Genomic DNA, 11,917 nt, shown 5'->3' on the forward strand with positions numbered 1-11,917 from the left:
TTCATTTTATGTATTTGAAAATTGTTGATAATTGAGTGAAGATTGAAATCATAATTCAGCCGTACTGAATAGTGATAAAGAGAAGATAATGGATAAATTCGCGGATATGGAATTGTTCACTCTGATCGTCAAACATCAAGGGTTGGCAAGTGCAGGCAGGGAGATGGGATTGTCGCCGGCAAGTGTAACAGCAAGGCTTCAAGCCCTTGAAGAGAGACATGGCGTAAAGCTTATCAACCGTAGCACTCGCCATGTTGCTTTAACAGATTCTGGTCACAGCTATTATGACTCTTGCTTGCAGATATTAGAAAGTGTTCGTGAAGCGGAAGCAAAATTGCAAAACACCACGGTTCAGGTGGAAGGACTAATCCGAATTTCAGCCCCCAAAGATATTGGAAAGCAGTTTGTGATGCCCGCTATCGATACCTTTCAGCGCCTATATCCCAAAGTTGTACCTCATCTATTGTTACATGATAATTTATCTAGCTTGTCGGAAAGCAACGTTGATGTCCAGATTCGTTATGGTTCTCCTCCAGATAGTGGCATGATTGCGAGAAAACTGGCCGTGAGTGAGCGTGTCTTAGTCGCTTCTCCTGCTTATATTAACCGTTTCGGTTTGCTGAGTGACCCTAAACAACTTCAGTTACACCAATGTTTATCTTTACTGCGCAACGAACAGGAAATGAAGCTGTGGTACTTTCAGCATAGAGAGTCCAATTCGAGTTTGTCCCAGCAAATATCGAGCTTTCGTTGCTCGGATGATGGTGAGGTGATACGTTGCTGGGCTAGGGAAGGCGCGGGTATTGCGCTAAAATCGAGATTAGATATTGAAGCTGATGTTAGTGCGGGGAGATTGCGCGTACTGTTACCAGATTTTCGCGTCGACTTTAAACCCATCTCGTCTGCGAATGACTCTGAACTTTATGCTGTATATCGTGACCGCAATTATCAACCTAAACGCCTCACATTGTTTCTCGAACACTTGATGGTCGCTTTTTCTGGAGAAGCAGGGTAATCAGCCACCCTGCTTAACAAGCGAAAGCTACTCCCAAATATCCAGTTTTCCTTCTATCTGCCCTTTGTGAATGTAGAAGCGTGGAAAAGACTGAAATATATAAATATCATTACCTTGGCGTATCAAGCGGTAGAATAAAAAACGATAACCGGAGGATATTTGATTGAAGTGGTCATTGGAATCCTCTTGTTGATCATCAATGAGTTTTGTCCTCGAGTAAACGAAATAGATAGTTTGCTCACCAATTCTCAAGTGTCTCGCTTCCACTTTCCATTTGGATAAGAAGTTACCTTGCTGGTCTTGCTTGGTTTGTAGAGCGACGACCTTGCCTCGGTAGCAGGTCATAAATACGTCTCTTTCATCGTCTGGAACATGCAGACTGATTGAATATTGGCAGGTCGAGCCGTTCAAGAAAGCGTATGAAATAACGAGTAACAGTGCACCAAGAGCGATGAAAGAGATAGATACGAGCTTTTTAACCACCTTGCTCTACCTCCATAAGGCCAGAATGTGACGAGTAAAAATAGTGACCTGATTTGTTGTTTATTATTTGAGGATTGAATTCCTCACCCTCGATAGTACATACAGTGCTTTGACTGTCTGTATAGCAATCAAGGTTCACCCATGAGAAAACGATATAGAAAACGCTATAAAGAGTAACCATAGAGGATATAAAGCATAGATACAGTTTGACCTTTGATATAGACCCTGAAATAAGGTTGCTCTCTAAGATTCCAAGGTTAATAATCTTACTTTCTTTTTCAATAGGTTCCAATGTCGATTCATGTTCAGATAAGTCTAACCGATAACCTTTTCTTGGAACATTGACGATTTTTATGTTGTCCATCTCCAGAACTTTTCTTAAGTTTGTGATGGCAACGGGTAGAGAATTGGGACCAATAATATCTGGTCTTCCCCATGCTTCAGAAATTAAGTCATCTTTGCTTACGACGCTATCTTTTTCAGTTATCAGTTTCTTTAATACGCTACTCTCTGGAAGAGTGATAGAAAAGGATTTTTTTGTATCAAACACTATTTCTGCACCTGTATCGTTTCGACAGAGAATGCAGTTACCAATAGGAATACGAAAACTGTCTATATATTGTTTTGTCATATTATTTCCTTTTTAAGTAACATGTATTTATCTAATTTATAATTATAGTTTTTAATTATTATATTGATAAATGAGTAGTAAATTATATCTAAATTATAATAATTATTTACTGGTTTAGTGATCTAATACACAATAATAGCGAAATACTTAGATGGGCTTTGTAAGGATATGTAGAACAAATTTTTAGTATTTCTGACTTATTTACGACAAACTGATTAAAAATAGGGCTTCGGAAATGGGGGAAGAAGTGAAGCCCCTTAAAAATCATACATATTTTAACTATTTTAACTATTTAAACGTCTTGAAGAAATGATGTTACAGAAAGCGTCTTTCCTCCTTTTTCAATTAAATAGTCTTGCATCCATGCTGCATCATCTTTTAACAATTTAAACGTGCAGTGTACATTTGCACCTGCAACGAGTTTATTATCACACATATCCAAAAATGACTGAGTTGAACGGCATATAAGAGTTTTCAATTTCTTTACCTATTTAAAAATCAATGTCGATATACTAATTTTTGAGGGCGTTATTGTTATTAAAATATGGTTAATTTATATGTATTTAGCTTTGTTGAGGTCTTTAAACACCAAGATTATGTCGTAAAGCAGGCAATCAAAACTGATGAATCTTCGTCTTGGTAGGAACGCAAACCAGTACAATCGCCGATAGGGGGGCGTTTGTCACTTTTTGCAAAACAATAAAAATCTTGTAGGAGCAAAGTTATAGATCTGTCAGACTCTCTCAAATACAAATATAAGAGAGTTCAGGGAAGATCATGCTAGATGCTCAACTCGCTCAACGAATTGTTGATCGCACAATGCCGATTATTGGCTACAACATTAATGTGATGAACAATGCAGGTCTTGTGGTCGCAAGTGGAGAAAGCTCGCGTATTGGTCAGACACATGATGGGGCATTGTTGGCATTAAGCAGAAAAGCTTCAGTCGAAGTGACCACTGAAGATTGCAAACTCCTCTCTGGCGTTAGACCCGGTGTTAACCTTCTGCTCAAACATAAAAATACTATTCTCGGTGTGGTTGGTATCACTGGGGAACCCAATCAGGTTCGTGGTATGGCTGAACTTGTAGCAATGACGGCTGAACTTATCATCGACCAAGCGGACTTGTTGGAGAAAGTTCAACGTGATAGACGATATAGAGATGAGTTCATATTAGCCTGTCTTGCAGGGCGCCTTTCTCCTTGCGAAATGCGAGATGGGGCTGAACAAATCTCGGTGAATCCGAGTAGCTCATGGGATCTGCTCCTTGTCGAAATGCCTACTCAAGACAGTTCTACAGTAACACTCATAGAACGTCTTTATCAAAAGCCGGGTCATCACCTTTGTGCAGATTTGTCAGCACGCCATTTAATCATCTTTGTTCCAACAGAACAGCCTTTGAGCTCGGATAGCGTGAATGAGTGGTTTCACTGGTTAGAGCAAACACCATGTCGAAATTTAAAGGTATCAACGGGTAAATTTGCTCACAGTCTTGAGGAATGGCAAACTGCTTACCAGTCCGCGCTTCAGGTAATGAAAATAGGGAAAGCGGCGCGTCCTAAGGACACAGTGTACCTTCTCGATGACTATCAATTGCCTGTTTTGTTGGCGCCATTGCATGGAACCTGGCAGGGAAAACAACTGTCACAAATGACGGAGATGTTGGCCGAACATGATAAATCAGGCCAGCTTACCGCGACCTTGGAGGCCTACTTTGATGCTAATGGCAGCGCAAATGGTACGGCATCTAAATTGTTTATCCATCGAAATACTCTGAAATACCGTTTAGACAAGATCACTGAAATCACAGGATTTGAAACAACAGATTTCTCTCATATGGCGCAGCTGTATCTGGCCATTCAACTTGGTAAACTTAATTGAATTGTGCATTTTAACCATAAATAAGTTTAAATTAATTTATTTTGTTGTGCATTTGCACAATGACTCAGCGCTGGCTTTGTTACATAATTTCTGTCGTCGGTAGTAGAAAGGATTAAGCCAGTATGAAGATTGTTATTGCACCAGACTCATTTAAAGAAAGTTTGACCGCAGTAGAAGTGGCTCAATCAATACAGATGGGATTGGAAAGAGTATGGCCTGATGCTGAGTTTTTACAAGTGCCAGTGGCAGATGGCGGTGAAGGAACGGTTCAATCTTTAATAGACGCTACATCAGGACAAAAAGTGTTCACTGAGATAACAGGACCATTGGGTGAAACAGTGCAAGCTTGTTATGGTGTGCTGGGTGACGGCAAAACCGCGGTAATCGAAATTGCAGAGGCAAGTGGCTTACACCTTGTTCCTGCAGAAAAGCGAGACCCTAAAATTACATCTAGCTTTGGTACCGGTGAACTGATTAAGCATGCGTTAAGTCAAGGTATTAGTAGACTAATTGTCGGATTGGGTGGCAGTGCGACTAATGATGCTGGTGCAGGAATGCTTGCTGCATTAGGCGTTACCTTTATAGATAAAACAGGTGAAGAGTTTGTGCCTGTTGGCGGTGCAAGCCTAGCGAACCTAGCAAGGGTTGATACTTCCAAGCTGGAGCCGCGACTACACCAATGTGAAGTCGTCGTCGCATGTGATGTAGACAACCCTCTTTGCGGTGCTCTAGGTGCATCCGCTGTCTTTGGGCCACAAAAAGGGGCAACTGAGCAAGATGTGACCTTGCTGGATCAATCTTTAGAGATTTTTGGCCAAGTAACAGAAAAAAATGTTGGTGTTGATGTGCTTACTGCCGCTGGTGCTGGTGCCGCTGGTGGAATGGGCGCGGCTTTGCTTGGCTACGCAAATGCGGTTTTAAAACCCGGCATAGAGATTGTTTTAGATACGGTTAAGCTAGAATCGAAATTGATTGGCGCAAACTTAGTGATCACTGGTGAAGGCAAAATTGACGACCAAACGGTTCATGGAAAAACTCCCGTGGGGGTAGCGAAACTCGCTAAGCAATTTAATCTTCCCGTTATCGCCATTGCAGGATGTACCGGAAGTCATTTTCAAGCGGTCTACGAGCATGGTATTGATGCTGTTTATGCCTGTTTACCTAGACCAATGTCACTGCAAGAGGCGTTTCATGAAGCGGCAAGTAATCTAGCCAACGTTGCAGAAAATGTGGCTCGGACTTATCAGATAAGTCACTAGGTTCAGCGAATACGGCAGTGGTTAGCACTGCCGTATTTATGCCGCTACTTTAGATAGACAAATCACACACTGTTGAAACCATGTATAACGACTTTCCAAAGTCCTAGAAACTCCCTTCGAAATCAAATACTGGTTCGATTCGAACATTAAACAGTGCTCACCACTTTTCACTAATCGAACAACATCGAACTCAAGGATCTCCTCAACTTGAGGGTAGATCGCCTTGTAGAGTGCTTCTTTCGCTGAAAACAATAAAGTGACCGCTTCATTGCGACTCAGGCCCGTTTGAATGAGCAAGTTTATCTCTTGTTCTCGTGCAATAAATGAGTGGGTATCTTGCACTTCTTGACTTGAAAGGAGACGTTGGATATCGACGCCAATATGATGATCCGCCAGCTTTTCTTTCCTCTCTACCACTGCAACCGCGTAGTTTTCACAGTGGGAAATTGAGCCGTGAAGATGATCTGGAAAATCAGGAGAACGGTCTAAGTTTATGCCTATTTTATGTGACTCCCCAAGACGAGTGAGAGCATTTTGGGTGGCCACGCGGCCTGCGACAAACTCAGCTTGTCGTGAAACATTCGCCTTCTGGATGGAGTAGGGCAGCGTCTCAACTGGGTAACCTGACTTAGGGAAGAGTGACTTGTCATAGGCTACGATGAAGACAATCAGCTCCATTTGATTAACCGTAAAGGGTATGTTTGAGAGCCTTTGAAGCCAGCTTGGTTTACTTTTAGTCTTTTCAATCAGCGTGTTCATTTCTTAAATCTGCAGCTCTTAAACCAATATCCGACCTTATATATCGGCCGAATACCTTACCAACTGTGGATATAATTGCAAATGAAAATGGTTTGCATTTGTCTATTTACTGTTATATAACTTCCGTCTTGTTAATCAGTCGTTTTTTATTGATTAACCCTATGTAAAAAGAGAGTTTAAGGGAAAGGATATGCTCGAAGCTAGAAAACTAGCATTTAGCGTTGGCGGCAGAGATTTGTTGTCAGATTTTGATATGAATTTTGAACCAGGCAAGATTTACGCTCTTGTTGGTCACAACGGTTCAGGTAAATCAACGCTACTTAAGCTTCTTGCACAGCAGCAACAGTCCACCAGTGGTGATGTTTTGCTGCAAGGAAAATCAGTTTCGAAGTGGTCTGATAAGAAATTCGCCCAGAAAATTGCATACCTTCCTCAACATTTGCCTGCTACGGATAGCCTATCAGGAAAAGACCTAGTGAGTTTTGGTCGCTACCCATGGCACGGCTTACTTGGGCGTTTGGGTTCGCAAGATAAAGCATTCATTCAACAAGCGATGCAGATGACGGATACCGAAAAGTATGCAGATCGCTTAGTGGATACTTTGTCAGGGGGAGAACGTCAGCGAGTGTGGTTGGCTATGCTCTTGGCCCAAAGAACTCAATATCTGCTTTTGGATGAACCCTTGTCAGCGCTAGATATTGCTCATCAAGTAGAAATGCTTGAGCTAATAAAGAAATTGGCCACTGAACTCGAATTAGGCGTTCTTATCGTGATACACGATATCAATATGGCTGCTCGTTTCTGCGACCATATCGTGGCCCTTCACAGCGGGGAAATGATAGCGCAAGGTCCGGTATCTGAGGTGTTCAACGAACAGCAGTTAAACGATATTTATGGCATCGAAATGCAGATCACCGATCACGCTGCTGGCTATCCGGTTGCCATGCCATGCTAAACATTAAACGAACGATAATCGCAGGTGTTACTGCACTGACTGTCGTAATGCCGGCAATGGCTGGCTCAAGTCCCTCACAAGACAAGTTGCGAGTGATGTCCATTGACTGGTCTCAGACTGAAACCATGATCGCTCTCGGAGTTAACCCAGTTGCGTCGGCCCAGCAATCTGATTACAACGACTGGGTGAGAAGTCCGAAAATACCAGATGAGACCGTGGATGTTGGCCTGCGTACTCAGCCCAACCTAGAAAGATTATCTGAGCTTAATCTCGATACCATATTCCTGTCTCCCCGTTTCGCTTCGCTTGAGAATCAGTTATCTCGTATTGCGCCGGTAAAAATTCTTGGTTTGTATAAAGTGGGTGAAGTTAACTGGGATGCCGTAACGGATTTTACACGTCGTATGGCAAAAGAGGTTAACGCTGATAAGCAAGCTGAACAGCTTATCGCTAATAGTGAAGCTCAATTGGATTACCTCAAGGCAACGCTGCCAGACAATCTGCCTCCAGTGCTTTTAGTGCAGTTCATGGATACCAAGCATGTTCGAGTATTTGGTGAGAACAGCATCTATAAAGTGGCATTGAATCAGTTGGGCATTCAAAATGCTTGGGACAAAGCTACTAATGCATGGGGCTTTGCCCTCACAGGCGTTGATAAGTTACAGGGTATCGATGCCCAATTTGTCGTCATAGAACCTCTTCCTGCCGGTGTAACTGAACATTTAGCTCAAGACCAGTATTGGCAATATTTGATTGAGCAAACGGGTCGTCCCGTAATCACCGTAAAACCAACATGGAGTTTTGGTGGATTACCTTCAGCGATGCGTTTCGCTAATTTGGTCAGCTCTGCACTGAATGAGGAGGTCACCCGATGAGAATCTTATCTCTAAGTCTTGTTGCGATACTCTCGGTATTCATGCTGACAATAGCAGGCTTCCAATTGAATGCTTCGGGCAATTTCTCCGCGGGGATAGCTAGCCTCTTCCAAGCGGACTGGATGTCGCCAGAATCGGTTAGATTACACCTAACTTGGTGGCCTAGATTTTTTACGACCCTGATTGCGGGTGCGGCTTTGGCTGCTGCTGGTGTACTAATGCAGCAAGTATTGCGTAACCCTTTGGCGTCACCATCCACTTTGGGTGTGGCAAGTGGTGCCAGTTTTGCCCTGATGATGGCAACCTTGTATGCCCCTTGGTTACTGACGTTTTCTAAATCACTGATTGCTTTGCTTGGTGGCGTGGGAACAATGGTACTGGTATTTGCACTGTCATGGCGTCGTGCACTTTCACCGACAGTTGTGGTGGTTTCGGGCCTAGTCATTAACCTCTACTTCGGCGCTGTCAGCACTGTCCTGTTGATGATGAATCAGGATAAGCTGGCAGGCTTAATGATTTGGGGGCGGGTTCTCTCGTTCAGACAGGATGGTCTGATATTGCTTATCTCGCCCCAAGACTCGGGTTAGCGATTGGTATTTCATTCCTATTTGTTAAGCCGTTAACCTTGTTGGAATTATCTGAAGAAGGCGCGAAAAGTCTTGGCGTGTCTTTGGCGAAGCTGCGCGTCATATGTCTTGGTCTCGCAGTCTTACTGACATCATGGGTGGTTGCTAAAGTCGGGGTGATCGGCTTTGTAGGCCTCGCTGCTCCAGCAATTGCTCGCGCAACCGGTGTACATCGTCTTGTGCCTAAGTTAATCGTCTCCATGCTGTTAGGTGGTTTACTATTAACGCTTACGGATCTGCTTATCCAGCAGCTGCCAGGTATTGCCGCTATGATTGTGCCAACTGGTGCCGCAACTGCTGCATTAGGTGCTCCTCTTTTATTGTGGTTGCTGCCAAGGTTGTCGATGCGTAGTCAAACCGAGACGCAAACGGTCATGACGCGTCACAGTGAGCGGGTGAAGAGCCTCAATCGTCATGCCATTGCACTGGCTGCACTCGTTATTCCAGCGGCTCTATTTATCTTTAGTACCACTTCCATTCAAAGCTCCGGTTGGCAGTGGCTAGTGTTCTCTGGCGAATGGGATTTACTCGAGTGGCGTTGGCCCCGACTTGTTGCCGCCGCCTTAGCTGGTGTGATGTTGGCTACCGCAGGTACTGGCGATCCAGCGTTTAAGTGGTAACCCGATGGCGAGCCCTGAAGTGATAGGCATCAGCTCTGGTACCGCTTTGGGTTTGATCATTGCTATGTTCTCTGGCATTGGTGTTAGTCTCGTTGGCTTGTATTTAGGTGGACTAGTGGGCGCGATGGCGTCGCTGTCTGTTATTGTTCTTTTGAACCGCAAGTCTGGTTTCCAACCAGAACGTGTGCTGCTGACCGGTGTCGCTATTACTGCTCTGATGAGCGCGGTACAAAGCTTCGTGTTGGCGGGCGGTGACCCAAGGAGCTACCAAGTCCTAGCTTGGCTTTCTGGCTCAACGTACTATGTTACAGTGGCGACCTTACTTCCTTTAGCCGTTGCGACTTTCGTGCTTGTTGGTTTCAGTTTCTTAACGTCTCGCTGGCTAGACATTTTGCCTTTGGGAGAGGCCAGCTCTCGCGCACTTGGAGTCAAAGTAGGGCAGGCGAGAGGTTTGCTATTGCTGCTGGTGGCATTACTGACAGTTAGTGCCACTCTCGTTGTTGGCCCATTGAGTTTTATCGGTTTGATGGCACCGCATCTCGCTCGTTTTTTTGGTTTTAGCCGAGCTAGAGAACATCTGTTTTGTTCAGCGCTTGTTGGTATGGGATTAATGCTTCTGGCTGATTGGCTTGGACGACAAATGTTGTATCCACAAGAAATTCCAGCCGGTTTGGTGGCGTCTTTGATTGGCGGCATGTACCTGATGTGGGGGCTTCGCAGGCTCTAAATTTTAGTAATGAGGGAGGTAATGCTCAGCTTTCCTTAATACTGCTTTAAAATTTGTTGATAATGATAATCACAATAATAATTAACACATGGATTTGAGATGAAATTACTTTTTCAGTTGGCCCATAAACAACATAAAGCACTCGCTTTGGTTATTTTGCTGAGCGTGGCTAGTGCCTTTCTCAGTATTGGCGTGATTGCTTTTATTCAATATGAACTGTTGAGCCAGACAACCAGTGTTCATAGTGCCATTTGGCAATTTGCTGGATTGCTGGTGCTGCTATTGATCACAGCGACTGTTGCGCAGGTGTCACTGCACAAGTTGGGCCACCAATTTGTCTATTCCAAGCGCTGTCAATTAGTTAAGCAACTGATCAACACAGATATTGAACAAATCGAAGATGTTGGTAGTGCCGGGGTGCTAGCCTCACTAAACACCGACATTCGTAACATTACTATTGCCTTCGTTACCTTGCCGGAAATGATTTACGGCTTAGTACTTACCGTAGTGGCATTGTCTTATCTCGCGTTTCTCTCACTACCATTATTTGGAGTAAGCCTGCTGATGTTAGGGGTGACTGGTGTTATCGGCTATGGGTTGGTGACTCGTATCACTTTCCACGTCCGTCAGGTTCGTGAGTTGGAAGACAAGCTTTATCACGACTATCAGGCATTAATTGATGGTCGTAAAGAGCTATCACTGAACCCTAGTCGCGCTCGTCGTTATTTCGAGGATGAGTTTGGTCCAAATGCCGCGGGTTATCGAGACGAAGTCACAAGAGCAGACATCTACAACGGTTTTGCTGCCAACATGGCTAACACGATTGTACTGGCACTGATTGGTCTCAACTTTTATCTGGCGCTGGGTTTAGGCTGGGCTGGTTTTGACGTTGCTTCTACCTTTGCTCTGGTCATCTTGTTTATGCGCATGCCGCTTATGGCTGCGGTCGGTGCGTTGCCGGGTCTTATTAGCGCCAATATTTCTATGCGTAAACTTGAATCACTCGACCTAAGTGACAATGAAAACCTTGTTGAGGCTAACGAGCAGCCAGAACTATTTGAAGCTATCGATCTCCAGCAAGTGACTTATGAATACCGTGCTGATGGCGATGACCGTCCGTTTAAAGTTGGCCCAATCAATTTTAAAGCTTCGAAAGGTGAGATGATCTTCATCATTGGTGGTAATGGAAGTGGAAAATCAACGTTTGCTCGCTTGCTGACAGGTCTTTATCGGCCGCATACAGGTAATGTTCTCTTGAACGGTCAACCTATGACTGAGCTCAACTGGCCTCATTATCGCCAGCAATTTTCTACCGTATTCAGTGACTTCTATTTGTTCCACCAGATCACCAATGGACAAGGCCAAGATGTTGCAGAGGCCGATATCAAAGAGTGGATGGATCGTCTGGAAATGAGCCACAAAGTGACTCAAGAGAATGGTCGCTTGTCGGATGTTCGTTATTCACAAGGACAGCGTAAGCGTCTTGCGTTACTGATGGCCGTTGCTGAGCAGCGAGGCTGCATGCTTCTCGACGAATGGGCGGCAGATCAGGACCCTCGCTTCAGAAAAGTCTTTTACCAACAGTTACTGCCTCTGCTTAAGGAGCGTGGCGTGACTGTAATCGCTATTACCCACGATGACCGTTACTTCGATGCGGCAGATCGCATTTTCAAAATGGACAGTGGGCAACTGACGGAACTGGATACTGCGGATAAATCACAAGCTCAACAAGCAGTAGAAAGTGTCGTCGCTTAACCAAACAACAATCCAGAAAATCAAAACAATAAGAACAACGATCTAGTTGAGGATATTATGAGTATTGACAGCCCAAACACAGAATTTACCGTCGTTATCAACCCACAAGAACAGTACAGCATTTGGCCTACTTATCATCCAATTCCAAATGGATGGAAAGCCGTTGGTGTTACTGGCAACAAAGAAACTTGCCTTGCCCACATTAATGAGGTGTGGCGTGACATGCGTCCGAAAAGTCTGCGAGAAGCGTTAGCCGAGTAAGAACACTCGCTTTTGCTTGATTTTGGTACCTGTTGTTTAGGTACCTGACATTTAACAGTTTTTAGGTATA

10 protein-coding genes and 1 pseudogene are annotated in these 11,917 nt (G+C 44.1%); 8 read left to right on the top strand and 3 right to left on the bottom strand.

Annotation, left to right across the window (positions count from 1 at the left end):
* The first annotated feature begins 88 nt into the window (after positions 1-88).
* Positions 89-1,015, top strand: a complete 927-nt coding sequence (locus KW548_09640; GenBank protein ID QXX05505.1) for a LysR family transcriptional regulator — start codon at positions 89-91, stop codon at positions 1,013-1,015.
* 27 nt (positions 1,016-1,042) lie between these two features.
* Here the strand turns inward: KW548_09640 and KW548_09645 are convergent, their stop codons facing one another.
* Positions 1,043-1,498, bottom strand: coding sequence for a hypothetical protein (locus tag KW548_09645; GenBank protein ID QXX05506.1), 456 nt, complete (start codon positions 1,496-1,498; stop codon positions 1,043-1,045).
* On the bottom strand, positions 1,491-2,129 hold the full coding sequence (locus tag KW548_09650) for a winged helix-turn-helix domain-containing protein (protein ID QXX05507.1): 639 nt from the start codon (positions 2,127-2,129) through the stop codon (positions 1,491-1,493). The genes KW548_09645 and KW548_09650 overlap by 8 nt, the downstream gene beginning before the upstream one ends.
* Positions 2,130-2,906: 777 nt before the next feature.
* Between KW548_09650 and KW548_09655 the strand changes: the two genes are divergently transcribed.
* Positions 2,907-4,010 carry a helix-turn-helix domain-containing protein gene (locus tag KW548_09655; GenBank protein QXX05508.1) on the top strand — a complete coding sequence of 368 codons (1,104 nt, stop codon included), beginning with the start codon at positions 2,907-2,909 and terminating at the stop codon, positions 4,008-4,010.
* Between the two features lie 122 nt (positions 4,011-4,132).
* Entirely contained in the window at positions 4,133-5,269 is a 1,137-nt protein-coding gene (locus tag KW548_09660; protein ID QXX05509.1) for a glycerate kinase, read from the top strand.
* Between the two features lie 36 nt (positions 5,270-5,305).
* Here the strand turns inward: KW548_09660 and KW548_09665 are convergent, their stop codons facing one another.
* On the bottom strand, positions 5,306-6,028 hold the full coding sequence (locus KW548_09665; GenBank protein ID QXX05510.1) for a 4'-phosphopantetheinyl transferase superfamily protein: 723 nt from the start codon (positions 6,026-6,028) through the stop codon (positions 5,306-5,308).
* A gap of 190 nt (positions 6,029-6,218) precedes the next feature.
* On the opposite strand from KW548_09665, the gene KW548_09670 reads away from it, so the two are divergent.
* From KW548_09670 to KW548_09690, 5 genes and pseudogenes are all read left to right on the top strand, one after another.
* Positions 6,219-6,983 carry an ABC transporter ATP-binding protein gene (locus KW548_09670; GenBank protein QXX05511.1) on the top strand — a complete coding sequence of 255 codons (765 nt, stop codon included), beginning with the start codon at positions 6,219-6,221 and terminating at the stop codon, positions 6,981-6,983.
* Entirely contained in the window at positions 6,977-7,858 is an 882-nt protein-coding gene (locus KW548_09675; protein ID QXX05512.1) for an ABC transporter substrate-binding protein, read from the top strand. The genes KW548_09670 and KW548_09675 overlap by 7 nt, the downstream gene beginning before the upstream one ends.
* Positions 7,855-9,831: pseudogene (gene fhuB / locus KW548_09680) on the top strand (Fe(3+)-hydroxamate ABC transporter permease FhuB). Before KW548_09675 ends, fhuB begins: the two are co-directional and overlap by 4 nt.
* A gap of 99 nt (positions 9,832-9,930) precedes the next feature.
* Positions 9,931-11,586: a multidrug ABC transporter permease/ATP-binding protein gene (locus KW548_09685; protein QXX05513.1), complete on the top strand. Its 1,656-nt coding sequence runs from the start codon at positions 9,931-9,933 to the stop codon at positions 11,584-11,586.
* Between the two features lie 57 nt (positions 11,587-11,643).
* Positions 11,644-11,847 carry an MbtH family NRPS accessory protein gene (locus tag KW548_09690; GenBank protein ID QXX05514.1) on the top strand — a complete coding sequence of 68 codons (204 nt, stop codon included), beginning with the start codon at positions 11,644-11,646 and terminating at the stop codon, positions 11,845-11,847.
* Positions 11,848-11,917 lie beyond the last annotated feature (70 nt).

The organism is Vibrio neptunius (assembly GCA_019339365.1).
Lineage (GTDB): Bacteria > Pseudomonadota > Gammaproteobacteria > Enterobacterales > Vibrionaceae > Vibrio > Vibrio neptunius.

Excerpts from the sequence above, each read along its gene's own strand:
- KW548_09640 (QXX05505.1), top strand. The coding sequence starts at position 89 with ATGGATAAATTCGCGGATATGGAATTGTTCACTCTGATCGTCAAACAT.
- KW548_09650 (QXX05507.1), bottom strand. The coding sequence starts at position 2,129 with ATGACAAAACAATATATAGACAGTTTTCGTATTCCTATTGGTAACTGC.
- KW548_09655 (QXX05508.1), top strand. The coding sequence starts at position 2,907 with ATGCTAGATGCTCAACTCGCTCAACGAATTGTTGATCGCACAATGCCG.
- KW548_09660 (QXX05509.1), top strand. The coding sequence starts at position 4,133 with ATGAAGATTGTTATTGCACCAGACTCATTTAAAGAAAGTTTGACCGCA.
- KW548_09665 (QXX05510.1), bottom strand. The coding sequence starts at position 6,028 with ATGAACACGCTGATTGAAAAGACTAAAAGTAAACCAAGCTGGCTTCAA.
- KW548_09670 (QXX05511.1), top strand. The coding sequence starts at position 6,219 with ATGCTCGAAGCTAGAAAACTAGCATTTAGCGTTGGCGGCAGAGATTTG.
- KW548_09675 (QXX05512.1), top strand. The coding sequence starts at position 6,977 with ATGCTAAACATTAAACGAACGATAATCGCAGGTGTTACTGCACTGACT.
- KW548_09685 (QXX05513.1), top strand. The coding sequence starts at position 9,931 with ATGAAATTACTTTTTCAGTTGGCCCATAAACAACATAAAGCACTCGCT.
- KW548_09690 (QXX05514.1), top strand. The coding sequence starts at position 11,644 with ATGAGTATTGACAGCCCAAACACAGAATTTACCGTCGTTATCAACCCA.